25 protein-coding genes are annotated in these 25,172 nt (G+C 60.0%); 21 read left to right on the top strand and 4 right to left on the bottom strand.

All coding sequences use genetic code 11. The annotated features are described in order from the left end of the window. The first annotated feature begins 30 nt into the window (after nt 1–30). From acpP to B9Z33_RS13585, 15 genes are all read left to right on the top strand, one after another. On the top strand, nt 31–267 hold the full coding sequence (gene acpP, locus B9Z33_RS13655) for an acyl carrier protein (protein ID WP_019427049.1): 237 nt from the start codon (nt 31–33) through the stop codon (nt 265–267). A gap of 6 nt (nt 268–273) precedes the next feature. Further along, entirely contained in the window at nt 274–1,518 is a 1,245-nt protein-coding gene (gene fabF / locus B9Z33_RS13650) for a beta-ketoacyl-ACP synthase II (protein WP_108287560.1), read from the top strand. A 25-nt stretch (nt 1,519–1,543) separates the two neighbouring features. Beyond that, nucleotides 1,544–2,017 (top strand): hypothetical protein, encoded by a 474-nt coding sequence (locus B9Z33_RS13645; protein ID WP_108287559.1) that lies wholly within the window; start codon nt 1,544–1,546, stop codon nt 2,015–2,017. Nucleotides 2,018–2,104: 87 nt separating this feature from the next. After that, nucleotides 2,105–3,559, top strand: a complete 1,455-nt coding sequence (locus B9Z33_RS13640; RefSeq protein WP_108287892.1) for a DegQ family serine endoprotease — start codon at nt 2,105–2,107, stop codon at nt 3,557–3,559. A 499-nt stretch (nt 3,560–4,058) separates the two neighbouring features. Further along, entirely contained in the window at nt 4,059–5,867 is a 1,809-nt protein-coding gene (gene lepA / locus B9Z33_RS13635; protein ID WP_108287558.1) for a translation elongation factor 4, read from the top strand. Continuing rightward, nucleotides 5,867–6,832 (top strand): signal peptidase I, encoded by a 966-nt coding sequence (gene lepB, locus B9Z33_RS13630; protein ID WP_108287557.1) that lies wholly within the window; start codon nt 5,867–5,869, stop codon nt 6,830–6,832. Before lepA ends, lepB begins: the two co-directional genes overlap by 1 nt. A 7-nt stretch (nt 6,833–6,839) precedes the next feature. After that, entirely contained in the window at nt 6,840–7,544 is a 705-nt protein-coding gene (rnc, locus tag B9Z33_RS13625; protein WP_369916749.1) for a ribonuclease III, read from the top strand. Then, on the top strand, nt 7,541–8,596 hold the full coding sequence (era, locus tag B9Z33_RS13620; RefSeq protein WP_199220355.1) for a GTPase Era: 1,056 nt from the start codon (nt 7,541–7,543) through the stop codon (nt 8,594–8,596). Before rnc ends, era begins: the two co-directional genes overlap by 4 nt. Nucleotides 8,597–8,607: 11 nt before the next feature. Then, on the top strand, nt 8,608–9,357 hold the full coding sequence (gene recO, locus B9Z33_RS13615; RefSeq protein WP_108287556.1) for a DNA repair protein RecO: 750 nt from the start codon (nt 8,608–8,610) through the stop codon (nt 9,355–9,357). Next, complete coding sequence (locus B9Z33_RS13610; protein ID WP_108287555.1) at nt 9,354–10,103, top strand: pyridoxine 5'-phosphate synthase; 750 nt, start codon at nt 9,354–9,356, stop codon at nt 10,101–10,103. The genes recO and B9Z33_RS13610 overlap by 4 nt, the downstream gene beginning before the upstream one ends. After that, nucleotides 10,100–10,531, top strand: a complete 432-nt coding sequence (gene acpS / locus B9Z33_RS13605) for a holo-ACP synthase (protein ID WP_108287554.1) — start codon at nt 10,100–10,102, stop codon at nt 10,529–10,531. Before B9Z33_RS13610 ends, acpS begins: the two co-directional genes overlap by 4 nt. A gap of 45 nt (nt 10,532–10,576) precedes the next feature. Next, entirely contained in the window at nt 10,577–11,662 is a 1,086-nt protein-coding gene (gene nagZ, locus B9Z33_RS13600) for a beta-N-acetylhexosaminidase (RefSeq protein ID WP_108287553.1), read from the top strand. A gap of 88 nt (nt 11,663–11,750) precedes the next feature. Continuing rightward, entirely contained in the window at nt 11,751–12,056 is a 306-nt protein-coding gene (locus tag B9Z33_RS13595; protein ID WP_108287552.1) for a hypothetical protein, read from the top strand. A 337-nt stretch (nt 12,057–12,393) separates the two neighbouring features. Continuing rightward, on the top strand, nt 12,394–13,236 hold the full coding sequence (locus tag B9Z33_RS13590; protein WP_108287551.1) for an OmpA family protein: 843 nt from the start codon (nt 12,394–12,396) through the stop codon (nt 13,234–13,236). 36 nt (nt 13,237–13,272) lie between these two features. Beyond that, nucleotides 13,273–15,234, top strand: a complete 1,962-nt coding sequence (locus B9Z33_RS13585) for an Ig-like domain-containing protein (RefSeq protein WP_108287550.1) — start codon at nt 13,273–13,275, stop codon at nt 15,232–15,234. A 65-nt stretch (nt 15,235–15,299) separates the two neighbouring features. Here the strand turns inward: B9Z33_RS13585 and lysS are convergent, their stop codons facing one another. Continuing rightward, the gene (lysS, locus tag B9Z33_RS13580) at nt 15,300–16,865 is read right to left on the bottom strand and encodes a lysine--tRNA ligase (protein WP_108287549.1); all 1,566 of its coding nucleotides are present in this window, start codon (nt 16,863–16,865) and stop codon (nt 15,300–15,302) included. 89 nt (nt 16,866–16,954) lie between these two features. Then, on the bottom strand, nt 16,955–17,641 hold the full coding sequence (locus B9Z33_RS13575) for an LON peptidase substrate-binding domain-containing protein (protein WP_108287548.1): 687 nt from the start codon (nt 17,639–17,641) through the stop codon (nt 16,955–16,957). Between the two features lie 32 nt (nt 17,642–17,673). On the opposite strand from B9Z33_RS13575, the gene B9Z33_RS13570 reads away from it, so the two are divergent. Then, entirely contained in the window at nt 17,674–18,222 is a 549-nt protein-coding gene (locus tag B9Z33_RS13570; RefSeq protein WP_108287547.1) for a YggT family protein, read from the top strand. Nucleotides 18,223–18,344: 122 nt separating this feature from the next. Here B9Z33_RS13570 and accD read toward each other — a convergent pair whose 3' ends face one another. Next, nucleotides 18,345–19,217 carry an acetyl-CoA carboxylase, carboxyltransferase subunit beta gene (gene accD / locus B9Z33_RS13565; protein ID WP_108287546.1) on the bottom strand — a complete coding sequence of 291 codons (873 nt, stop codon included), beginning with the start codon at nt 19,215–19,217 and terminating at the stop codon, nt 18,345–18,347. A gap of 232 nt (nt 19,218–19,449) precedes the next feature. Between accD and B9Z33_RS13560 the strand changes: the two genes are divergently transcribed. The 5 genes from B9Z33_RS13560 (at nt 19,450) to B9Z33_RS13540 (ending at nt 24,267) form a co-directional block, all read left to right on the top strand. Continuing rightward, nucleotides 19,450–19,662 carry an acetyl-CoA carboxylase biotin carboxyl carrier protein subunit gene (locus tag B9Z33_RS13560; protein ID WP_108287889.1) on the top strand — a complete coding sequence of 71 codons (213 nt, stop codon included), beginning with the start codon at nt 19,450–19,452 and terminating at the stop codon, nt 19,660–19,662. A 13-nt stretch (nt 19,663–19,675) separates the two neighbouring features. Continuing rightward, entirely contained in the window at nt 19,676–20,416 is a 741-nt protein-coding gene (locus B9Z33_RS13555) for a GntR family transcriptional regulator (RefSeq protein ID WP_158270221.1), read from the top strand. Next, entirely contained in the window at nt 20,413–21,639 is a 1,227-nt protein-coding gene (locus tag B9Z33_RS13550) for a CaiB/BaiF CoA-transferase family protein (protein ID WP_108287544.1), read from the top strand. The genes B9Z33_RS13555 and B9Z33_RS13550 overlap by 4 nt, the downstream gene beginning before the upstream one ends. Before the next feature lie 61 nt (nt 21,640–21,700). Next, nucleotides 21,701–22,699 (top strand): tripartite tricarboxylate transporter substrate binding protein, encoded by a 999-nt coding sequence (locus tag B9Z33_RS13545; RefSeq protein ID WP_158270220.1) that lies wholly within the window; start codon nt 21,701–21,703, stop codon nt 22,697–22,699. Beyond that, a complete protein-coding gene (locus B9Z33_RS13540; RefSeq protein ID WP_108287542.1) occupies nt 22,696–24,267 on the top strand; it encodes an acyl-CoA carboxylase subunit beta in 1,572 nt (523 codons plus the stop codon). The genes B9Z33_RS13545 and B9Z33_RS13540 overlap by 4 nt, the downstream gene beginning before the upstream one ends. A gap of 55 nt (nt 24,268–24,322) precedes the next feature. On the opposite strand, the gene trpA is transcribed toward B9Z33_RS13540, so the two are convergent. Further along, nucleotides 24,323–25,132, bottom strand: a complete 810-nt coding sequence (gene trpA / locus B9Z33_RS13535) for a tryptophan synthase subunit alpha (protein ID WP_108287541.1) — start codon at nt 25,130–25,132, stop codon at nt 24,323–24,325. Between the last annotated feature and the right edge of the window lie 40 nt (nt 25,133–25,172).

Below are 25,172 nucleotides of genomic sequence, written 5' to 3'. Positions count from 1 at the left end.
TTCATTTTTCACAACCCTCAGAGGGACCCCATGAGCGATATCGAAGCACGTGTCAAAAAAATCATTGCTGAACAACTCGGCGTTGAAGAGTCACAAGTCACCAACGAAAAAGCCTTCGTGGCCGATCTGGGTGCCGACTCCCTGGACACGGTGGAATTGGTGATGGCACTCGAAGACGAGTTCGGCATCGAAATTCCTGACGAAGACGCAGAAAAGATCACGACTGTGCAGGCCGCGATCGACTACGCCCAAAGCAAGAAGGCCTGATCGACGATGACCCGGCGCCGCGTTGTTGTCACGGGTTTGGGATGTATCAGCCCCGTGGGCAACACGGTGGCCGATGCATGGTCCAGCCTGCTTGCCGGACAGTCCGGCATTGCTCCGATCACACGTTTTGATGCTTCAGCCATAGCCTGCCGGTTTGCGGGTGAAGTCAAGAACTTTGATCTCGAGTCCTACATCTCCGCCAAAGAGGCGCGGACGATGGACCGTTTCATTCATTACGGCATTGCTGCCGCAGCCCAGGCCATCCAGGATGCCGGATTGCCCACAGGCGATGCTCTGGATGAAGAAGAAGCCTGCCGCATGGGTGTGGTGATTGGTTCGGGCATTGGCGGCTTGCCGCTGATCGAAGACACCCACACCGAATACACGGCGCGCGGTGCGCGTCGCATTTCCCCATTTTTCGTTCCAGCCTCGATCATCAACATGATCTCGGGGCATGTGTCGATGCGCAGTGGTTTCAAAGGCCCCAATTTGGCCGTTGTGACCGCTTGCACCACAGGTTTGCACAGCATTGGCGAAGCCGGTCGTTTGATCGAATACGGCGATGCCGATGTGATGGTGGCCGGGGGCTCTGAAGCCTGCGTGTCGCCGCTGGGTGTGGGTGGCTTTGCAGCCATGCGCGCTCTGTCGACCCGCAATGACGACCCCACAGCCGCCTCGCGCCCTTGGGACAAAGACCGTGACGGTTTTGTGCTGGGTGAAGGCGCTGGCGTGATGGTGCTCGAAGAGTACGAACACGCCAAAGCCCGTGGTGCCAAGATTTACGCCGAGCTGGGTGGCTATGGCATGAGCGCGGACGCCGGTCACATGACCGCGCCCAGCATGGACGGCCCCCGCCGCGCCATGCTCAATGCCATGCGCAATGCCGGTGTCAACGCCGATCAGATTGACTACCTGAACGCACACGGCACCTCCACACCGCTGGGTGACATCAACGAAACCAACGCCATCAAGGCGGCTTTGGGCGATAACGCGTACAAAACCGTTGTCAGCTCCACCAAGTCCATGACCGGTCACCTCTTGGGTGGTGCAGGCGGCATTGAGAGCGTGTTCACTGTGTTGGCGCTGCACCATCAAAAAGTGCCGCCAACGATCAACCTGCTCAACCCTGATCCCGAATGTGATCTGGACTACTGTGCCAACACGGCACGCGACATGGAAATCGATGTAGCCCTGAAAAACAACTTCGGCTTTGGTGGCACGAACGGTTCGCTGGTGTTTAAACGCATCTGATCTGCCATTCAGCAAGGCCACAACCATGCACAACGCCCCACCTGTGGTTTTCCCGGTGGGGCGTTTTGTTTGGGGCCGCAGAGTCATGTTGGTGTTGGCTTTGTGCGGCGCGCTGGGTTTGGGTTTTTGGCAAGCGAACGCGAACGCTTCTGTGATCCAGTTGGCTTGGGCTTCATGGGCCATCTGTGTTCTTGCCGCCATGTACGCCAGTTCAAACGACATTTTGGCTGGAGGCAGCTTGGTTTGGACGGGTGAAGTCTGGCTGTGGCGCGATGCCAAAGGCCGGGAAATGGAGACGCAGCTGCGGGTGCTGCTGGATGTTGGATCGGCGCTGGGGCTCGGCCTTCGCCCAGTTGAGGCGCCGTGGCGTTTGAGCCAGCGCTTTGTCTGGTTGGAGGGGCGCGATATGCCCCAGATGTGGCACGGTTTGCGGTGCGCGGTATATTCGCGATCAAACGTCGAACGAAAGCCTGCCGATCACGCCAGTGATGCGTTTTGAAGGCTTGAAGTCGAGAGTGTTGCCACCACTTGTGAGCGACTGATCAGATGGTTTTAAAAGCCCAAGGAGGCCGGTGTGTTCAAAGACATGTGGAATAAAAGTGCAGCCGCTGCGCTGCTGACGGCTGGTTTGGTCGGGGCATTGGGCCTCGGTGTTGCTGGCGTCGTCATGGCGCAAGGGCAGGGCGCTGTTGTGCGGGGCTTGCCGGATTTCACCGAACTGGTAGAGCAGGTAGGACCTTCGGTGGTGAACATCCGTACCCTTGAAAAGGCGCGTCCAAGTGAAGCCGGTCCGGGGGGCTCGGATGAAGAGATGCAGGAGTTGTTTCGGCGCTTTTTTGGGGTGCCCATTCCCAATGCGCCGCGTCAAGTGCCGCGTCAAAACAGACCCCAGGAAGAGGCCCAACCCAAAGGGGTGGGGTCGGGCTTTATCTTGAGCACCGATGGTTTTATCATGACCAATGCGCACGTGGTGGATGGCGCAGACGAGGTGTTGGTGACCTTGACCGACAAACGCGAGTTCAAAGCCCGCATTGTGGGTGCTGACAAGCGCACCGATGTGGCGGTGGTGAAGATTCAGGCAACCGGTTTGCCCGCCGTGAAGGTGGGTGATGTGAGCCGTTTGCGTGTCGGTGAATGGGTCATGGCGATCGGCTCGCCCTTTGGCCTGGAAAACACGGTCACGGCGGGCATCGTGAGCGCGAAGCAGCGCGACACCGGCGACTACTTGTCCTTCATTCAGACCGATGTGGCGATCAACCCCGGCAATTCAGGTGGGCCGTTGATCAACATGCGTGGTGAGGTGGTGGGCATCAACAGCCAGATTTATTCCCGTTCGGGGGGCTTCATGGGCATCTCGTTTGCCATTCCCATGGACGAGGCGATCCGCGTCAGTGAGCAACTGCGTGCCAATGGCCGCGTCAGCCGTGGCCGCATCGGGGTTCAGATTGCACCGGTGACCAAAGAGGTGGCTGAGTCGATTGGTTTGGGCAAGGCGCAAGGTGTTCTGGTGCGCGGTGTCGAAGAAGGCTCCCCCGCAGACAAAGCGGGCCTGGAAGCTGGCGACATCATCACGCGCTTCGATGGCAAGTTGATCGACAAGCCTGCAGACTTGCCTCGGGCGGTTGGCAACACCAAGCCTGGCAGCAAAGTGGGTATCAGTATTTTCCGCCGTGGTGGCCATAAAGACTTGAACATCACGGTGGCTGAAATTGAGCCCGAAAAAGTGGCTGCGGCATCGCCTGAGAAAAAAGCACCAGCGACCACTGGTCAGCCTTGGGGCTTGGCAGTCAGTGATTTGACCGAGGCGCAAAAGAAAGAGTTTCGTGTGCGCGGTGGGGTGCGTGTTGATGCGGCCACCGACATGGCCGCACGCGCTGGCATTCGCGAAGGGGATTTGATCTTGGCGATCGCCAATGTTGAGGTGACCTCTCTCAAGGAGTTTGAGCTGATCATGTCCCGTGTGGACAAAAATCGGCCCATCAATGTGCTCATTCGCCGTGGCGATGGAGCGCAATATGTCTTGATCCGACCTGGCAAATGAAGCCGTGGACTTGTCAAGAGTCCACAGCCCTCAGGAGGGCATTCGGTTCAATTCAGGGCTTTCAGATGGAGATCTGGAAAAAATTTGGGCTTCTTTAAAAAGATTTTTAAAGTTTGCGCCAACTAACTTTATTGGTCTCTCATAACGAATTTAGATAAAATTGGTGGTCTTGACCATTAATAGATGGCATAAAGCGCAGGGGTGAATTCACGATGCGAGATTCCACACAGGAGTCCACCGGTGATCCACAGATGACCCACAAGTTGTTCAATCAGATATGCAATTGATTGTGGATAACATGTGTATAAAGTTCATGTTGCAAAGCAGCAACGACCTGCCAAACGTGTTTTTGGGGCTGTGCGCGTGGGCCAATTTGCCTACAATGAAGTCCCAACTATCGCAGTTGCCATAGATTGTTGGTTCAGGGCGCGTCACCACCAGACGCGCCCTTTTTTCTTTTACGGATCCTTGATCCACAAACACTTGCAGACGTTGCTTGATGAATCACATCAGAAATTTTTCGATCATTGCCCACATTGACCATGGCAAATCCACGCTGGCCGATCGCTTGATTCAACGGTGTGGCGGTCTCGAAGCGCGTGACATGGAAGCCCAGGTGCTGGACTCGATGGACATCGAGAAAGAGCGGGGCATCACCATCAAGGCGCAAACCGCTGCGCTGCACTACAAAGCCAAAGACGGACAGGTTTACAACCTCAACCTGATCGACACTCCTGGCCACGTCGACTTCTCTTACGAAGTCTCGCGTTCCTTGTCCGCTTGCGAAGGTGCCTTGTTGGTGGTGGATGCAAGCCAGGGCGTCGAGGCCCAGACCGTGGCCAACTGCTACACCGCGCTCGACCTGGGTGTGGAAGTGGTGCCGGTGCTCAACAAAATGGACCTGCCCAACGCCGACCCGGACAATGCGCGCAGCGAAGTCGAAGACGTGATCGGCATCGACGCGACCGACGCCATTCCCTGTTCGGCCAAAACCGGCATGGGCATCGAAGAAATCCTCGAAGCCGTGGTGGCACGTATTCCGCCACCCAAGGGCAACCCCGATGCACCTTTGCGCGCCATGATCATTGACAGCTGGTTTGACAGCTATGTCGGCGTGGTCATGTTGGTGCGTGTGGTGGATGGTGTGTTGCACAAAGGCGAACGAATCAAGATGATGGCCAGCAACGCCGTCTACGAAGCCGGCAGTCTGGGTGTGTTCACCCCGGCCAACGAGCCGCGCCAGTTGCTCAAGGCCGGTGAGGTGGGCTACATCATTGCGGGCATCAAGGAATTGCAAGCGGCCAAGGTGGGCGATACCGTCACGCTGGAAAAGAAACTGCCCAACAACCTGGGCCCCGCCACCGAAGCGCTGCCTGGTTTCAAGGAAATCCAGCCCCAGGTGTTTGCCGGTTTGTACCCGACCGAAGCCAACCAGTACGACGCACTGCGCGACGCGCTGGAAAAACTCAAACTCAACGACGCCTCGCTGCACTACGAACCCGAAGTGTCGCAAGCGCTGGGTTTTGGTTTCCGCTGCGGCTTTTTGGGCCTGTTGCACATGGAAATCGTGCAGGAGCGTCTGGAGCGTGAATTCGACCAGGACCTGATCACCACCGCGCCCAGCGTGGTGTATCAGGTGGTCAAGCCGGACGGCGAAGTGGTCATGGTCGAAAACCCTTCCAAAATGCCCGATCAGGGCAAGTTGCAGGAAATCCGGGAACCCATCGTCACGGTGCATTTGTACATGCCGCAAGACTATGTGGGCCCGGTGATGACGCTGGCCAATCTGAAACGGGGTGTTCAGATCAACATGGCCTACCACGGGCGTCAGGTCATGCTGACCTATGAAATGCCGCTGGGCGAGATCGTGCTGGACTTCTTTGACAAGCTCAAATCGGTCAGCCGGGGTTATGCGTCCATGGACTATGAGTTCAAGGAATTCCGGGCTTCTGATGTGGTGAAGGTCGATATCTTGCTCAACGGCGAGAAGGTCGATGCCTTGTCCATCATCGTGCACCGTTCGCAGTCTCAGTACCGTGGCCGTGCTGTGGTCGCCAAGATGCGCGAAATCATCAGCCGCCAGATGTTTGACGTGGCGATTCAGGCCGCCATTGGTGCCAACATCATTGCCCGTGAAAGCATCAAGGCCTTGCGCAAAAACGTGCTGGCCAAGTGCTACGGTGGCGATATTTCGCGCAAACGCAAACTGCTCGAAAAGCAAAAAGCGGGTAAAAAGCGCATGAAACAGATTGGTTCGGTCGAAGTGCCTCAAGAGGCGTTTCTGGCCATTTTGCAGGTGGAAGATTGATGCAGTTTTTAACGTCTTTGGTGTTGGCCGCCTTTGTGGGCTATGCCGGTGCTTGGTATACGGGCTTCATTGAGGGCAACTTTGCGTTGCTCTTACTGCTGGCCACCGTGGTCACGGGCATTTATTGGCTGGCCGAGCGCTTTGTGTTTTTGCCACAGCGCCAAAAGGCCGCTGCCCAACTGGAAGCCGAAACTGCGCAGCGCCGCGCAGACCTGGCCAAGATGGGCATCGACAAGGTGGACACCGACATCAAGGAAGCGCAAGAAAAACTGTTGATGCAACCTTGGTGGCTCGATTGGACCGCAGGCCTGTTCCCTGTCATCGTGGTGGTCTTCATCTTGCGTTCGTTCTTGTTTGAGCCCTTCAAGATTCCGTCCGGCTCGATGATCCCGACCTTGCACATTGGTGATTTGATCCTGGTGAACAAGTTCCACTACGGCGTTCGCCTGCCTGTGGCCAACATCAAGTTGACCGATGGCACGCCTGTGCAGCGCGGCGACGTGATGGTGTTCCGTTACCCGCCCAAGCCCACGGTGGACTACATCAAGCGTGTGGTGGGTGTGCCCGGCGACGAGGTGGCTTATCTAAACAAGAAGCTCACCATCAATGGCAAAGAGCTGCCCACCCAGGCCTTGCCCGACTTTTTTGACGAGTCGACCATGCGTTACTTCAAGCACCGCAGCGAAACGCTGGGTGCCAAGCCGCACCAGACCATTCTGGACGATGACCGTCCCGCCTTCATACCCGGTGCCGACCAGTTTCCCGGACGCGAAAACTGCAACTACACCGTGGAGGGCGTGACCTGCAAAGTGCCAACAGGCCACTATTTCATGATGGGCGACAACCGCGACAACTCGCTGGATTCGCGCTATTGGGGTTTTGTGCCGGACGCCAACATCGTTGGCAAAGCCTTTTTCGTGTGGATGAACTTTGGCAACCTCAAGCGCATTGGCGCTTTTGACTGAGGTGAGCGTGGCCATCACATCCGCTGTTTCTCCCGCATTGTCTGAATTGCAAATTCGCCTGGGCTACGCTTTTCGCCAGCCAGGCTTGTTGCAGCAGGCCGTCACGCACCGCAGCTTCAGCGCCGACCACAACGAGCGTCTGGAGTTCTTGGGCGATTCGGTGCTCAACCTCTCGGTCGCGCACATGCTGTACACCCAGCTGGCCAGCTTGCCCGAAGGCGATTTGTCGCGTGTGCGGGCCAACCTTGTCAAGCAGGACACCCTGCACCAATTGGCCAAAACCCTGGACTTGTCGGCCGTGATGCGGCTGGGCGAGGGCGAAATGCGCTCGGGCGGGCAAGGGCGTCCGTCCATCCTGGCCGATGCCCTTGAGGCGATCATTGGCGCTGTGTACCTGGACGGTGGCTACAAGGATGCGCAAGCGCTGGTCGAGCGCCTGTTTGCCCAGGTCGACATCAAACCCGACATGCAGGCGGTGGGCAAAGACCCCAAGACCGAGCTGCAAGAGTGGCTGCAAGGGCGCAAGCTCGCGCTGCCCAAATACACCGTGGTCGGCACCTCCGGCGCGGCGCACCGCCAGCAATTCGAGGTCTCGTGCGAAGTGACCGAATTGCGCCAAACCCAACAAGGCTCGGGCGCATCGCGTCGCGCAGCCGAACAAGCAGCGGCAGCCGCCATGCTCCTCACCTTGAAATCTGAAAGCGCCGCATGAGCACCGACAAGAAAGCCACTGACTCGGAGCGTACGGCTCAAGAGCAAACCATGCGCCGCCCCGTTCAAATCGCGGGTGTGACCATTCAGCCACGCGATGCGTCCGAAGACGCCGCCTTGCCCCCAGTTGCTGCCGCCCCCGCGCCTGTGCCGGTGGAGGGCCAGCGGTGCGGCTTGGTGGCCATTGTGGGCAAACCCAACGTGGGCAAATCCACGCTGCTCAACGCCCTGGTGGGCCAAAAAATCAGCATCACCTCGCGCAAAGCCCAAACCACGCGCCACCGCATCACCGGCATCCGCACCCAGGGCGCGGCCCAATATGTGTTTGTGGACACGCCCGGTTTCCAGACCATCCACGGCACCGCGCTCAATAAATCGCTCAACAAGACCGTGGTCGGCGCTGTGAGCGATGTGGATCTGGTGCTGTTTGTGGTCGAGGCGGGCAGCTTCACGCCAGCGGACGCCAAAGTGCTGGCCCTGCTCAAGCCCGGCATCCCGGTTTTGCTGGTAGCCAACAAGCTGGACAATGTGCACCGCCGTGGCGACATCGCGCCTTGGCTGCAAAGCATGCAAGAGCGCCACGCCTTCACCGAGTTTGTACCCATGTCGGCCAAGCAGCCCAAAGACATCGAGCGCTTGCTGGGCATTTGCGAAAAATACCTGCCTGAGCAGCCCTGGTGGCATGCCGAAGACGAACTCACCGACCGCAGCGAGAAGTTCCTCGCCAGCGAAATGGTGCGCGAAAAACTCTTCCGTCTGACGGGCGACGAATTGCCTTACACCTCCACGGTGGTGATCGACAAGTTCGAAGAAGAAGCGGGCCGCACGTCCAAGCGCATGCTGCGCATTGCGGCCACCATCGTGGTCGAGCGCGAAGGCCACAAGGCCATGGTGATCGGTGACAAGGGCGAAAAACTCAAACGCATTGGCACCGAGACGCGGGTCGAGCTGGAAAAGCTGCTGGACGCCAAGGTGTTCATCGAGCTGTGGGTCAAAGTGCGTTCGGGCTGGGCCGATGACGAAGCGCGCGTGCGCAGCTTCGGTTACGAGTAACCCCACTTTCAATGGCCACCAAGCGGATCGCAGACGAGCCAGCCTATGTGCTGCACCGCTACGACTGGAGCGAAACCAGTCTGATCCTCGAGGTCTTCACCCGTCACCACGGCCGGGTGGCTTTGGTGGCCAAGGGGGCCAAGCGGCCGACATCGAGCTTTCGTCCTGTGCTGCTGCCTTTGCAGCCTTTGTCGCTGGCTTTTGGGGGCGATGGCGACATCCGCACACTCAAATCGGCCGAATGGGTGGGCGGTCACGTCATGCCCACGGGAGAAGCCCTGCTGTCGGGCTATTACCTCAATGAATTGCTGATGCGCCTGACGGCCCGAGACGACCCCCATCCGCATTTGTTCGAGGTCTACGCCGCTGCCGTGCGCTTGCTGGCCAGTGGCGACCCCGATGCCCTGCAATGGGCCTTGCGGGCGTTTGAGCTGCTGCTGCTCAAAAACATGGGCTTGCTGCCTGCACTCAACCTGCAAACCTTGACGCTCAAGCTGCTGGAGCCTGAAGGCTTTTACACCCTGGTGCCCGAGGCCGGGCTGCAATGGGTGCCCGAAGACAGCCGACACGCCTTGCGTGGCGCGCAATGGCTGGCACTGCAAGCCGCGCTCGACAACCCCAGCCCGTTGGCCGCTTTGCTGCGCGAATGCGCCGACCTGCTGGGGCCGCTGCAGCGCCCCTTGCGCCTCATGCTCAACTACCATTGCGGTGTCGGCGCCTTGCGCACCCGCCAAATGATGCTGGACCTGCAAACCCTATGACCCATTCCAAGCAACGTGTGGCCTTGTCGGTCAACGTCAACAAAGTCGCGCTGATGCGCAACTCCCGCCACCTGGGCATCCCCAGCGTCACGCGCGCGGCCCAGCTGTGCCTGCAAGCGGGCGCGCAAGGCATCACCATCCACCCCCGTCCCGACGAGCGCCACATCCGTGCGAGCGACGTGCCCGAGCTGACCGCCCTCATGCAGGCCTGGCCAGACCGCGAGTTCAACATCGAAGGCAACCCGTTTCACAACCTGATGGACCATGTGCGCACAGTGCGCCCGCACCAGGTGACCTTTGTGCCCGACAGCGAAGGCCAGTTCACCAGCGACCACGGCTGGACCTTTCCGCAAGATGCTGAGCGCTTGAAGCCCTTGATCGACGAGTGCAAGGCCCTGGGCGTGCGCGTGAGCCTGTTCATGGACCCTATGCCTGAGCAAATGGCCGCCGCCCGCGCTGTGGGTGCTGACCGGGTGGAGCTTTACACCGAGCCCTATGCGGCGACGTGGGGCACGCCAGAGAATGCGGCGCAGTTGCAGCGCTATGCCGATGCTGCGCAAGCCGCGCTGGCTGCAGGCCTGGGCCTGAACGCCGGGCACGATCTGAACCGCGACAACCTGCCTGCCTTTGTGGCGGCCGTGCCAGGCCTGCAAGAAGTCTCGATTGGCCACGCCTTCATGGCCGACGCGCTGGAGATGGGTTACGCCGCCACGGTACACGCCTATTTGGCTTGCCTGCAAAAATGATCTACGGCATCGGCACCGACATCTGCGACATCCGCCGCGTCAAGGCCAGCCTGGAGCGGCACGGCGAGCGCTTTGCCGCCAAGGTACTGTCTGATGCCGAGATGGCCACCTGGAAGGCCCGAAGCGCGCGTTGGCCCGAGCGCGGTGTGCGCTATTTGGCTACCCGCTTTTCGGCCAAAGAAGCTTTCAGCAAAGCCATCGGCCTTGGCATGCGCATGCCCATGACCTGGCGGCTGTGCGAAATCGGCAAACTGCCCAGCGGCCAGCCGGTCATCGTGTTGCACGGGGTGCTGAAAGAATGGTTTGAAGCCAAGGGCCTGCAAGCCCACATCACCGTGACCGACGAGTCCGAATACGCCGCGAGTTTTTGCGTGGTCGAGACCGCTGCCACGGCCACTTTGCCGGTTTCTGTCAGCGTTGCCCCTTGATATGGGGTGGTTCACCCCGAACTGACTCTTGAACTTGGAACACCCATGAGCATCCACGCCCCCCTGATCATCGACATCGAAGGCCATCAACTGACCGACGTGGACCGCCGCCGTCTGGCGCATCCGTTGGTGGGCGGCATGATCTTGTTTGGCCGCAACTGGCAAAGTCGGGCGCAGCTCACCGACTTGTGCGCCGACATCAAAAACATCCGTCCTGACCTCTTGATCGCGGTGGACCATGAAGGCGGGCGCGTGCAGCGCTTTCGCACCGACGGTTTCACCCATCTGCCCCCCATGCGTGCATTGGGTGAACTCTGGTCAAAAGACGACAAAGGCTTGCCTGGCTCAGGCGTGCTCAAGGCCTGCGAGGCGGCCACCTCGGCAGGCTTTGTGCTGGCCAGCGAATTGCGCGCTTGCGGCGTCGATTTCAGCTTCACCCCTGTGCTTGACCTCGATCATGGCGAAAGCGGTGTCATTGGCGACCGCGCCTTCGCCCGCGACCCACGTGTGGTGAGCCTGCTCGCCCGCAGCCTGATGCAGGGCTTGCTGCAAGCGGGCATGGGCAACTGTGGCAAACACTTTCCCGGGCACGGCGCTGTCAAAGCCGACTCGCATGTGGCCTTGCCGGTGGACAAGCGCAGCCTCAAGGCCATCCTGGCCGACGACGCGCAGCCCTACCGTTGGCTCACCAGCGTGCTCACGGCCGTGATGCCTGCACATGTCATCTACAGCAAGGTCGACAGCCGCCCGGCAGGCTTCTCGCCACGCTGGCTGCAAGAGATCCTGCGCGCCCAGCTGGGCTTTCAGGGCGTGGTCTGCACCGACGACCTGTCGATGGCCGCTGCCCGCCAGATGGACGGGCGCACCCTCAGCTACACCGAAGCCGTGATCACCGCACTGCGAGCAGGTTGTGACTTGGCGCTGCTGTGCAACCGCTCGGCCGTGAACGGTGGCGTAGAACTCGACGAAGTGCTCGACCAGCTGGCTGAAGCTCAGCTCAAGGGCCACTGGACGCCCAGCGAGATCAGCGAAGAGCGGCGTTTGAACCTTTTGCCCCGATCACCCGCCCGCCCTTGGGACGAGCTGGTGCGCTCTGCCGACTACATGCAGGCGCTTGACCGCCTGCCCTGACAAGATGGCCACTTGGCCTGCACGCCCCTGATGCGATGGCCGAGATTGCGCTCATCCATCTCCCAAAACCTCGTCCATTCACCCATCCATGAACCAATTGCTGTCCAAAATTTTCCTAGCTCTGGCGGGCCTGATCGTGCTGGCCTTGTTGGTGGGAGCATTAGGCATTTACATCGTGTGGGCTACTTTGCGCTGGCTGCTCACTGGCCGCAAACCCCAAGTGGTGCTGGTTTGGCAGCAGTTTCGCGCCATGCGCCAAAACTTCAGCCAAGGCGGTTTTCGCAGATCAACAGGTGCAGACCCTTGGGGGCAGACGCAAGCCACAGACGCCCAGGTGGTGGACGTCGAAGCGCGCGAAGTGGTGGACAACGCGCAGCGCTTACCGCCTCATTGAATTCAGGCCATTTCGCAGGCTGCAGAGTTTGTAGTGATTGCAATATTGAAGTACTGAAAATGAGGTGTTCTTGTATTTTTGTTACTTGTAAAGGGATATCACTGGTATTTTTTTGAGGCATTTAAGATACATTTGAGGTTTTCAGCTTGTCGGAGAGTCTGTGAGCCACTTTGAATCTGATCGCGCCTGGTATAAAAAATCAAATAAATCAATAAAAACATTAGCCTTGCTAATTTGTTGTGTTTTTCAAGCCGCAGCTCAAGACACCACACGGACAGAACTCCCAACCCCAGAGCCCATCTCCCAGACCGTTGAACCTTTTGGGGCCCGGTTTTCAGTGGCGCAGGCCGCACCCGTCAAGCAAGCTCGGGTACTCGTTTACAGACAAGGGCCCATCGCGCCCGACGAGCCAGTCAACATTTACCTGAATGGTCGTTATCACGCCTCCTTGTTGAAAGGCGGCTACTCCGAGTTTTGTGCTTTGGCTGGCCCCGTGGCTTTTCACGCGGTGCTTGCAGACGCCAACAAAATGCACACCGGCAGGCAAGGCACGGGACAGTCTTGGACGTTTCAGGCCGGTAAAACCCTGTTTCTCAAAGTCCAGGAACCCGGACGCCTGGCGGAGGTGCCGCCGGCCCAGGCCCAGCGGGAACTGACGGGAACAGCGCAGCAAATCCACACGGTGTCCCGTGCGCCTGTGGTGCAGGATTGCCAGGAACCTGCCCCCGTGCTGGCGCAAGCGCCGGTGTCTGTGCTGCCCACACCACCCAAGCCTGCAGCGCCCAAGCCGCCCGTGCCACGGCTTTATGCACTCGAATCCGATGCCTTGTTTGAGTTCGGCAAGGACGAGTTGCGTGCCAACAGCTACAACGCCATTGAAATCATGGCCCAAAGACTCAAGCGTGACTTCACAGAGGTCGAGCGCATCCGGGTCGTTGGGCACACCGATGCCATTGGCAAACCCAAATCGAATGCCAAGTTGTCGATGGAGCGGGCCAAGGTAGTGGCGCAACAGCTGCAAGAAAGAGGGCTGCGACCCACCAAAGGCTTCAAGGTCGAAGGAGAGGGCTCAACGCATTTGGTCAAGCTCAAATGCGGCAACAGCCCCACACCAGAAAACAAGCTGTGTCATGCACCCAACCGCCGTGTGGAAATCATCGTGACGGGTGCCAAACGGTAAGCCCCTATTGACACCTTCTTATCTGACACATCAGCCATGAAAAACGCATACCAAGTCATCGTCAAAGCCAATCAGGGTTCGGCCAAGTCCACGACCCACGAAGTTCCAGAGCCGGGTTCATGGTGGGGGGCACTCAAAGTCAAGGCCATCCCCGGCGCGCGCTACCAACTCATTGACAAAGCCACAGGGCAAGGGCCGGACAACATCCGCGTCAAACGCGCGGGCAATGACTTGCGCATCAGTTTCGAAGGCCGCGAAGAGGCCGATCTGGTGATCACCGATTACTACGAACAGACCGTGTCAGGCTTTGGGGCCGTCATCGGGGAAACCGATCCCGGCGTTTACTACGCCTACACGCCAGAGTCAGGCCAAACATCGGCCTTGATGGGCAACTTGCCAGATGGTGCTTCCAATATCGGCATGGCCCTCGGTGGGGAACCGGTCGCTGCTTCGGGGGCTGCCGTCGGCGCACTGGTCGCTGTGGCGGGTTTTAACCCGTTGCTGGCTGCACCATTGGCTTTGTTGGGGGCTGGTGGGGGAGGGGGAGGCGATACCGGCGGTGGCGGTGTACCCGATACAACCCCACCCAAAATCAGCGCTGCCCGATTGGCGCCCGAAGACGATACCGGGGTGAGCAACAGCGATGGCATCACGGCCGACAACACGCCGAGGTTGTTGATTGATGCTGACGCTGATGCCGTCAGCGCCACGGTCACCTTGAACGGGAAAATTTACACCTCGACCACCAAAAATGCGCAAGGTCAATTTGTGGTCCAAATTCCCGATACCGATGCATTGGACAACGGGCCGGTGACTTATTCGGTGGTGGTCAAGGATGCGGCAGGCAACACATCGCAACCCTTTTCGGGAACCCCCTTTGTGGTGGACCGATTGTCGGAGGTGCTTGACCCATCCCCATCGTTCAACTTGACCAAGATGACACAGTCAGAGTTCGATTTTGACAAAGACGATTTTTTAACCAATCAGTCGAAACCAGAATTTGACGGAACGATCACCAACTACAACGCTGCTACGCAAAAACTCTTGGTGCAGGTGGTGGGCATCACCGGCACAACGGTCGATTACGCGTACATCACCCCCGATGCAACGACTGGCGCATGGGCATTCAAGCCAACCATCGACTTAGCGGGTAACAATGACCAATACCTGTTGAAGACGACCTTGGTGGACAACGCTGGCAATATTTTGAAAGCTTGGGATCAGTCGTTTGGCGTGGACCGGGTGGTGCCTGTTTTTGAATTGGCATTCAATGGATCAAGTTCCAGCTCTACATGGGGTGCGCCGGTTACAGCTAACTCCTCTGAGTTAGGAAACTATTGGGCCTCATCGACTGCTAATAAAATTTCAACCATCGCTGTCTCACTACTTGATGCAACCAATAATGGCATGTTCAAGATGGGATTTTGGGATTTGGCGGGCAATGAAGCTAAAACTCTGACCAGTGTAGATAACCCTCAAACACCTGCAGTTGATGATGCTTGGGCATTTGCATCGAACGTCACTGGTGTTTACTTAAATCAAGACAGTTTGTCCGCTAGTTTTAAAACCCCTAAAACATTTGGCGCTGCTGCTTTAGCTGGTGCTGTTGGTAAGCTCCAATTCGCTCTGGGACAAGAAACTTTATTGAATGTTGCTGATGCTCATTCGATAAACCCTGCAGTGAACTCTGTAGCGGCGATCAACCACATCGTGATGACCGATGGTGTCGGAAATGACACCTTAAAACTGACCATGGGCGATGTGCTGGCGCTTGGCGTCAAGGACAGTTTTGTGTCGAACGGCCATCGGCAAATGCGCATCGATGGTGATGCAGGTGACAAAGTGTCGCTCGATGACTTGGTGGGATCGTCGGCAGATCAAACATGGAATCAGCCGACAACTCAGCAGCTGGACGCGACCAACTACAAGGTTTACAGCAATGCCCATTGGGGTCTGGATCTGTACATCAAGCACGATCTTCAAGTGACAGTGCTTTAACGGTATTCCCCCACAAAAAATGGCCCGCATCAGCGGGCCATTTTTCTTTCAGGCGCTTGCGCTGCTCATTCCTGCACGTGGCGCAGCGCAGGGAACAAGATCACGTCGCGGATGCTCGCGCTGTCGGTCAGCAGCATCATCAGGCGGTCGATGCCGATGCCGCAGCCACCAGCAGGCGGCATGCCGTATTCGAGCGCACGCACAAAGTCGTGGTCGTAGTACATGGCTTCGTCGTCGCCGTCGTCCTTGGCAGCCACTTGCGCATGAAAGCGTGCGGCTTGGTCTTCGGCGTCGTTCAACTCGCTGAAGCCGTTGCCGAACTCGCGGCCAGTGATGTAGAGCTCAAAGCGCTCGGTCACTTCGGGGCGTGTGTCGTTGGCGCGGGCCAGCGGCGAGATTTCGGTGGGGTGTTCCATGATGAAAGTCGGCTCCCAGAGCTTGTCTTCCACGGTTTGCTCAAAGTAGAACACCTGCAGGCTGGCGAGACTCCGTGTGGACAGCTTGTCTTTGGCTTCGCTCATGCCCAGCTTTTTCAAGGCATTGATCAGCCACTCGGCGTTGTCCACGTTGTCACCGGCTTCTGTGTGCTTGACAATGGCTTCGCGGATCGTCATGCGTGCGAAGGGCTTGTTCAGGTCCACCGGCTTGCCGTTGTAGGTCAGATCCAGCGTGCCCGCAGCGGTCATGGCCGCGTCGCGGATCAGGCTTTCCGTAAAGCCCATCAGGTCCTGGTAATTCCAGTACGCCGCGTAGAACTCCATCATGGTGAACTCGGGGTTGTGGCGTACCGAGATGCCTTCGTTGCGGAAGTTGCGGTTGATCTCGAACACGCGCTCAAAGCCGCCGACCAGCAAGCGCTTGAGGTACAGCTCGGGCGCGATGCGCAAGAACATCTCTTGCTCGAGTGCGTTGTGGTGCGTCACAAAGGGCTTGGCGTTGGCACCACCGGGAATGGGGTGCAGCATGGGCGTTTCGACTTCCAAAAAGCCATGCTGGACCATGAACTCGCGGATGCCGCTGACGGCCTTGCTGCGGGCCACAAAGCGCTTGCGGGCGGCTTCGTCGGTCATCAGGTCCACATAGCGCTGGCGGTACTTCACTTCCTGGTCGGCCACGCCGTGGAACTTGTCGGGCATGGGGCGCAGGCTCTTGGTGAGCATGCGGATGCTGGTGGCGTGGATCGACAGCTCGCCCGTGCGGGTCTTGAACAAATGGCCTTCGACGCCCACGATGTCGCCCAAGTCCCAGTGCTTGAAAAGGGCGTACAGGTCTTCACCCACATCGTCGCGGGTCACATAGACCTGGATGCGGCCCGTGGCGTCTTGCAGCGTGGCAAAGCTGGCCTTGCCCATGACGCGCTTGAGCATCATGCGGCCCGCCACCTTGGCAGTGGTCTTGGCCACGCCTTCGCCGTTCAGTTCTTCGGCGGCTTTCTCGCCATGGGCCTGGTGCAGGTTGGCGGCGTGGTGTTCGGGCTTGAAGTCGTTGGGGAAGGCCACGCCCTTGCCGTCGGCCTGTGCCTGGCGCATGGCTTTGAGTTTTTCGCGGCGCTCGGCGATCAGCTGGTTTTCATCTTGTGGGGCTGGCGCAGGTGCTGGTGCCGTTTGGGCGTTGGCGTTCGTGTCGGACATGGCGGGCAGTGGTTGGGCTGGATGCGCTGGGCACCTGAACCGGGGTTTCGGGGGAACTGTGACTGCGCCAAGGCGCAAAGCCGTCTATTTTAAGAGTTTGCAGAGGGCTTTGGGCCCGGGCTGTTGGGGTTCTTGGTGAATGGTTCAGGCGGAGCCACCCAATCGCCCACCAATTCCAGCCGCATCAAGGGTTCTTGCAGGGCAAACAATCGGTATTTCATCTGCAATGGCAGGGGCAGCAATTCGCCCCAGCGGTGGGACAGCCAGCTGCAGTCCTGCAGCCGCCAGGCTTCGTTCCAGGGCAGCACCACGCTGGGCTGGGCGCTCAGCTGAGTCAGGGCCTCGTGCATTTGCGCCGACAGGTGTTGCAGGTCTTCGGGCACTTGCACGGCGGGCTCGGGTGGCAAGGATTGCACCCGGCCCAGCCACAGGCCGTCGCTGCGCTGCTGCGTGGCCTCGATGCGAAACTTCTCCACGCCCCGACACCAAACCATGACCAAACCGGGCTGGGGCCGCTCGATGCGCTCGATCTGCACCCGGGTGCCCAGGGCCTCAAACTGCTCGGCCGCTGTGCCGGGGCGGTGCACTTCGCGGCCCCGGGTCAGGGTGACCACACCAAAACCGGTGCCCTGCCGCTCGCATTCGCCAATCATCTGCAGGTAGCGCAACTCAAACAATTGCAAGGGCAGCAAAGCGCCGGGAAAAAGCACCGTGCCCAATGGGAACAAGGGCAATTCCGTCAAGGCGGCGGGAGATGGGGCTTCGCGTTCAGGCATCTGGGTATCATCGCACGAGCAGGAGAAAAACAATGTTGTTCCAGATGGTGAGCTTGGTGTTGGATGTGGTGGCGGGCCTGATTGCAGGCACCTGCTTGCTGCGCTTTTTGATGCAGTGGCAACGCATTTCTTTTCACCAACCTTTGGGCCAATTTGTGTTTGCGGTGACCGACTGGTTGCTGCTGCCCTTGCGCCGGGTGGTTCCATCATGGTCGGCTTGGGATTTGTCGAGTCTGGTGGGGGCCTTCCTCATCAAACTGCTGCAGTACACGCTGCTGTGGCTGGTGGCGGGCGGGCAGGGCGCTTTGGGCTTATTGCCGCTGGTCAGTCTGGTGGGCATGGCCCAGCTGGTGGTGTCGGCCTTGAGTGCGCTGGTGTTGGTGCTGGCGGTGCTGTCCTGGGTCAACCCCGGCTCGCCCATGTACAGCCTGGCAGCGCGCTTGTGTCAGCCGTTTTTGCGGCCGTTTCAGCGGTTGGTGCCCCTGATTGGCGGGGTGGATTTGTCACCCGTGGTCTTGCTGTTGGTGTTACAGATTGTGGGCATGGTGCTGGCCCAACTTCAAATGAGCTGGATGTACTGAGTCGCCCAATCGCTTGACAGGCTCCGGCAGTCATTCGCGAGCAGGGGCTCGCTCCCACCCAAGACCTGATGCGCTTTTTATTTGTGGGAGGCCGCCCCTGCGGCCGAATACCTTGGCCCGTGTCAGCTCACCGCATCGGCCGGCTGGCGCTGCAGCATGGCCAAGGTGCTGGCGATGGTCTTGCGCAGTTCGCGGCGGTCGCAAATGAAGTCGACTGCGCCTTTGGTTTGCAGGAACTCGGCGCGCTGGAAGCCTTCGGGCAAGGTTACGCGCACGGTGCTTTCGATCACGCGGGGACCGGCAAAACCGATCAGCGCTTTGGGTTCGGCAATGACCACATCGCCCAAAAAGGCAAAACCGGCCGACACGCCGCCCATGGTCGGGTCGGTCAGCACGCTGATGTAGGGCAGGCCTTTTTTGGCCAGACGGGTCAGCGCCGCATTGGTTTTGGCCATTTGCATCAGCGACAACAGGCCTTCTTGCATGCGTGCGCCACCGGTGGCCGTAAAGCAGACGAAAGGCACTTTTTGCTCGATGGCGGTTTCGACGCCGCGCACAAAACGCTCACCCACCACGGAGCCCATGGAGCCGCCCATGAAGTCGAACTCAAAACAGGCCACCACCAATTCGATGTTGTGCACGGCACCACCCATGACCACCAAGGCGTCGGTTTCGCCCGTGTTGTTCATGGCTTCTTTCAGGCGCTCAGGGTATTTGCGGCTGTCTTTGAACTTCAAGGCATCGACCGGCACCACTTCCTGACCGATTTCGTAGCGGCCTTCGCCGTCCAGGAAACCGTTCAGGCGTGCGCGGGCACCGATGCGCAGGTGGTGCGAGCAGCCGGGGCAGACATTCTGGTTTTCTTCGAGGTCGGTCTTGTAGAGCACGGTCTCGCAGCTGGGGCATTTGACCCACAAGCCTTCGGGCACCTGGCGACGATCGGCCGGGTCGGTGTGCTGGATCTTGGGGGGAAGCAATTTTTCTAGCCAACTCATGAGGGATCTCCTTCAGCGGCGAATTATCGTTGAAACGGGACAGAGCCCATTTCACATGGCGAAGCTTTCAAGGCGGTGGTACCCGAAACACCTGACCCGTGCACCCCCTTGAGATTCATGACCGTGCGGCATTGACTTGCAAAGTTGGCTGCCGTTTGTGCTCTGAAGGGTTTTCACTGATTTGAAAAACATTAAGATTGTTAACAATCTCAATGTTTTCAAAGGTAAATTCATGAAAAAAATCCATTCTGAAATCAGTGGCAGTGTCTGGAAAGTGCTGGTGCAGCCCGGCCAACGGGTGCTGGCCGGTGAGGGGCTGTTGATCGTTGAATCCATGAAGATGGAAATTCCGGTGGACGCGCCCGCTGACGGGACGGTGCGCGAAGTCTTCGTGAACGAGGGCGAAGCGGTGGCCGATGGCCAGTGGCTGGTCACCTTGGACTGAGCGGGGAGCTGACATGAACAACATCGAATTAACCCGGATTTCGGCAGAAGAATGGGAAAGCGCGGTCGTGTTTCGACTGTTTGCGGACCAGGATGTGCCCACGATGACGGTGCCCGAACAGATCGCGGCCCGCGTGGGCGAGCGCATTCTGGATGGCCGTTTGTTGCCGGGTGAGCGCATCAGCGAGCAGGAGCTGGCCGATGAATTTCAGGTCAGCCGTGGGCCGGTGCGCGAGGCCTTGCGCATTCTGGAGCGGGAAGGTCTGGCCACTTTGCTGGCGCGGCGAGGGGCCATCGTGACCGAGCTGAGTGCGCAAGAGCTGACCGAGCTGCTCGATATCCGTGCCGGGCTGTTTGAAGTGGCGGTGCGTCGCCTGATGTCGCGTCCATGCCCGGAGCTCATTCCTTTGATGGTGGCGGGCACCCACCGCCTGCAAACTTTGGCGCAGGACCCCGAAGCAGGAGAGTCCTATGCCGAGACCACTTACCGCTTGTTGATCCTGGTGGTCCGCCTGACCGGGAACAGCCGCTTGCAGCGCATGCTGACCTCGATTTCTTTGCAGACGCTGCGTTACAGCAAACTCGGGCTGGCGTCTTTGGAACGCCGTCAGCGCTCGGTGCAGCTGTGGGAGCAGGCGATATTGGCGCTGCAAGCCAGCGATGTGGAGGCATTGGTCCAACTCACACGCCAGCGCATGGACGAGTCGGCACACGAGGCCGTTCGCTTGCTGGGCACACGCGAGGCCCGGTCATGAATGCGTCCGTCCAACACCCTGCTGATCATTACCCGGCTGATCAAGGGGTAAAGCCACAGCCGCAACGTCAGGGCCCGCTGACCGACCTCAAGGTCATCGAAGTCTGCACCACGATTGCCGGGCCGGCCTGCGCTCGGCTGCTGGCAGATTTTGGTGCTGACGTCATCAAGATCGAGCCGCCCGAGGGCGACCCGGTGCGCCAGATGGGCCAGCACATTGACAACGTCTCGCTGTATGCCGCTTCCATCTTGCGTAACAAGCGCTCGGTGGTGCTTGACCTCAAAACCCCGCAGGGCCGCGACGTGGCTTTTGAGCTGATGGCCCGCGCCGACATCGTGGTGGAGAACAACCGCCCCGGCGTGATGGAGCGCCTGGGGCTGGGCTATGAAGCCCTGTCGGCCCGCAATCCGGGCCTGGTCATGGTGCGCATCAGTGGTTTCGGTCAGGACGGGCCGTATGCCGGTCAGCCCGGCTACGGCGCGATCTGCGAGGCGGTGGGGGGCGTGCGCCACATGACCGGTGACCCAGACCGCCCGCCCGCTCGCGTGGCGCTGGCCACCACCGATTACCTGTCGTCTGTCTATGCCGCCTTTGGTGCCATGGCCGCCATCCATGCGCGCCAGCACACCGGCAAGGGGCAGGTGGTGGATGTTGCGCTTTACGAGGCGGCATTTACCCAAATGGAGCCCATCGTGCCAGCGCACGACAAACTGGGCATTGTGCCGATGCGCGAGGGTTCCAACCTGCCCTCGATGGCCCCCAACAGTTCTTATCCGGCCAAGGATGGCGGCTGGGTGCTGGTTGCCGCCAACAGCCAGCCGACTTGGCAGCGTCTGGTGGCCCTGATGCAAAAGCCGTATTTGCTGACCGATCCGAGGTTCGAGTCCATTCAGGCACGGGGCAAGCCGGAGAACATGCGGGCCATCGACGCCATCATTGCCGACTGGAGCCGGGGCTTTGAAACCCCTGCGCTGGTGCAGATGTTGCAACAGGCACAAGTGCCTGCGACGCCTGTGTACACGATCGCCGACATTTTTCAGGACCCGCATTTCCGGGCGCGTCAGATGCTGCAACAAGTGCCGCATCCGCAGCTGGGGCACACCGTGCAGACGGGCATCGTGCCCCGCCTGTCGGCCACCCCCGGTGCCATCGTGCGTACCGGGCCGACCCTGGGCCAGGACACCGAAGCAGTGCTGCAAGAACTGGGGTGGCCACCCGCATGACCTGTTGGCCATGGCCATCTGCACTTTTTGTGAATTCTTCCCCGATCTGAAAGGACATCTCATGAACACATTGATTGACCGTCGCCAGGCCTTGGGCCTGATGGCAGGCGCTGCGCTGGTGCCTTCGGTGCTGGCCACCGAGGCGGGCTGGAAGCCATCCGAAATGATCCGCTACGTGATTGGCGTGGCCCCCGGTGGCTCGGTGGATTTGTATGCCCGTGGCATCAAGACCGTGCTGGAAAAAATGCAGCTCTTGAACGGCCAGACCGTGTTGGCCGACAACAAGCCTGGCGCTGCCGGCTTGCTGGGGCTGCAGCAGCTGCAGCGCAATCGCGGCAACGCGCACCACCTCGGCACCTTTCACACTGGCAGCATTGCCGGTCAGGCCACGGGCATCCTCAAGGCCGACATGCGCGAATTCGTGCCGGTAGCCATGATGGTGGAAGAAACCTCTTTGGTGGCGGTGCGCGCTGACAGCCCGCTGCGAACCCTGCAGGACCTGCTGGCACGCCTGCGGCAGGATCCGGGCGCAGTCAGCTTTGCGGTCGCGCCGACCCGTGGGCTCAACACCCACCTGGCGATCGCCAAGCCGCTCAAGGTGGCGGGCATCGCGGTGGACAAATTGACCGTGGTGCCGTTTCGCTCATCGGGCGAGTCCATGACCGCCTTGCTGGGGGGCAATGTGGACGTGGTCTCGGCCACCAGCCCCGCCGTGATGCCGCAGGTGCAAGCGGGCAAGGTGCGCGTGCTGGCCAGTGCTGCACCGCGTCGGGGTACCGGCCTGCTGGCCGGCATTCCCACCTGGCGTGAGCAAGGCGTGGCTGCCGACTATGTGAGTTACAACGGCGTGCTGTTGCCTGCCGGTGTGGATGCTGAACAGATCCGCTTTTGGGAAGAGGCACTGCGCAAAGTGGCCGAATCCTCCGAGTGGCGGGCCATGGTCGAGAAGTCTGGCAACCAGCCGATGTTCAAAGGGTATGTGGATTCGCACCGCTACCTGGAGGCCGAGCTGACCGAAACCCGCGCTTTGGTGAGTGCACTGGCTCTGGGGGCGGCATGACAGGCTGGACAACTTTTGAACCTGCAGGTGAATGGGCCGCTGAACTGAGCGAGCTGCAGACGCGGCGTGCACACGCCCGTGCCATGGGCGGCGGCGAGGCACTGGCGCGCTTCAAGGCCAGTGGCCGCATGAACGCCCGCGAGCGCATCGACGCGATCTTCGATGACGGCACCTTCCGCGAACTGGGTGCGCTGGCGGGCAAAGGCCGCTACAGCGCAGACGGTGCGTTTGAACGGCTGGAGCCCACCAACGCCATTGTGGGTACCGGCCGCATCGATGGCCGCAAGGTGGCGGTGCATGCGGACGACTTCACGATCCGGGCCGGATCCTCCGAGGCGACCATTGCCGACAAATGGATCTACATCGAGCGCATGGCCCATCAGTTGCACATGCCACTGGTGCGTCTGGTCGATTCGGCCGGCGGCAGCGTCAAGCTGCTTATGCAAATCGGCGGCACCAAGATTCCTGAATATCCGAGCTGGCCTGCACAGGAGCTGCTCAAGACGGTGCCCGTGGTGGGGGTGGCCCTCGGGGCCTGTGTGGGGCAAGGGGCTGTCAAAGTGCTGTCCTCGCATTTTTCGGTGATGGTGCGCGATCAGGCACAAGTCATGGCCGCTGGCCCGCATGTGGTGCGGCAGGCGTATGCGCAAGAGGTCGACAAAAACGACTTGGGCGGGCACATGGTGCACCGCAAGAGCGCGCTGGTTCACAACGAGGCCGAAGACGAAGCCGATGCGCTTGCGCAAGCCAAACGCTTTTTGAGCTACCTCCCACGCAGCGTGCACCACCTGCCCCCCGTGACCGCGCCGCAGGACGATCCCTGGCGGGCCGACGATTGGCTCAAGGACGCGATTCCGCGTGACCGCCGCAAGATTTACGACCCGCGCAAAATCCTGGCCTCGGTCATGGACAGCGGCTCCTTGTTTGAGATGGGCCGCTACCAGGGCGGCTCGGTCATCACCGCGCTGGCCCGCCTGAACGGCATGCCGGTGGGCGTGATCGCCAATGATCCGAAAGTGCAAGGCGGTGCCATGACGCTGCAGGCGGCTTACAAGATGGAACGGCACGTCAAGCTGTGCAGCCAGTTCGGCCTGCCGGTGGTCAACTTTGTCGATCAGCCGGGCAACCAGACCGGGCTGGAAGCAGAGATCGACGGCACGCTGCTGGGTGCCCTGCGCGTGGGCGAAGCGCTGCACGACTGCCAATCGCCTTGGGTGTCGATCCTGATTCGCCGCTGCTTTGGCATGGCCGGGGCCTTGCATGCCCCCAAATACGGCGAGGCGCTGAACCTGCGTTACGCCTGGCCTTCGGCCCGCTGGGGCTCGATCCCCATCGAAGGCGGCGTGATGGCCGCGCACAAGACCGAAATCGACGCCGCGCCCGATCCGGCCGCCAAGCGTGCCGAGCTGGAGGCCTTTTACCTGAACATGACTTCGCCGTTCCGCACGGCCGAGAAGTTCGGCATTTTGGACATCATCGACCCTCGGGAGACCCGTGGCATTTTGTGTGACTGGGTCGAGGATGCGTGGGAGAGGGTGAAGACTGAGCGGAGTCAAACACGCAGTTGACCCCGCCGCCGTGCCGCACCTTCAGTGGGGCGGTGCGGGTGTGAAAGGCTCAGGCTCAGGCGTCCAGCGCTTGTCGGATGCCCGAAAGGAACTCACCCGCCACGGCATTGATGCGGTCTGCCGGGGCGGCGTCGATCAGCTGGATCAGGCGCGAGCCGATCACCACCGCGTCGGCCACGCGGCTGATGGCTTTGGCAGTCTGGGCGTCGCGGATGCCAAAACCCACGCCCACCGGCACGCTCACTTGCTGGCGGATGCGCGGCAGCATGGCTTCGACCGCGTCGGTGTCGAGGGTGCCCGAGCCCGTCACGCCCTTGAGCGACACGTAATACACATAGCCGCTGGCCACCTGGGCCACCTGCTGCATGCGCTCGTCGGTGCTGGTGGGGGCCAGCAAAAAGATCAGGTCCATGCTGTGGGCGCGCAGTTTGGCGGCAAATTCCACGCATTCTTCGGGCGGGTAGTCCACGATCAGCACGCCGTCCACACCGGCGGCCGAGGCGTCGCGGATGAAGCTGTCGGTGCCGTGCTTTTGGTCGTAGCGCTCCACGGGGTTGGCGTAGCCCATCATCACCACCGGGGTGGTGGCATTGGTCTGGCGGAACTCGCGCACCATGGCCAGCACCTGTACGGTGCCAATGCCCAGCGCCAGCGCTTTGTCACCGGCTTTCTGGATGACGGGGCCGTCGGCCGATGGGTCAGAGAAAGGGACCCCCAGCTCGATGATGTCGGCCCCGGCTGCGGCCATGGCGTGCATCAGGGGCACGGTGGTGCCCGCTTGCGGGAAACCGGCCGTGACATAGGGAATCAGGGCTTTGCGGCCCTGGGCTTTGAGGGCGGAGAGGGTGGCGTCGATGCGGCTCATGGAATGACCATTTCTGTCTTTGTAGGAGCGAGCCCCTGCT

The organism is Limnohabitans sp. T6-20, from assembly GCF_003063505.1.
In the GTDB taxonomy this organism is placed as follows: Bacteria; Pseudomonadota; Gammaproteobacteria; order Burkholderiales; family Burkholderiaceae_C; genus Limnohabitans_A.
This window is presented reverse-complemented; position numbering and strand designations above follow the sequence as displayed.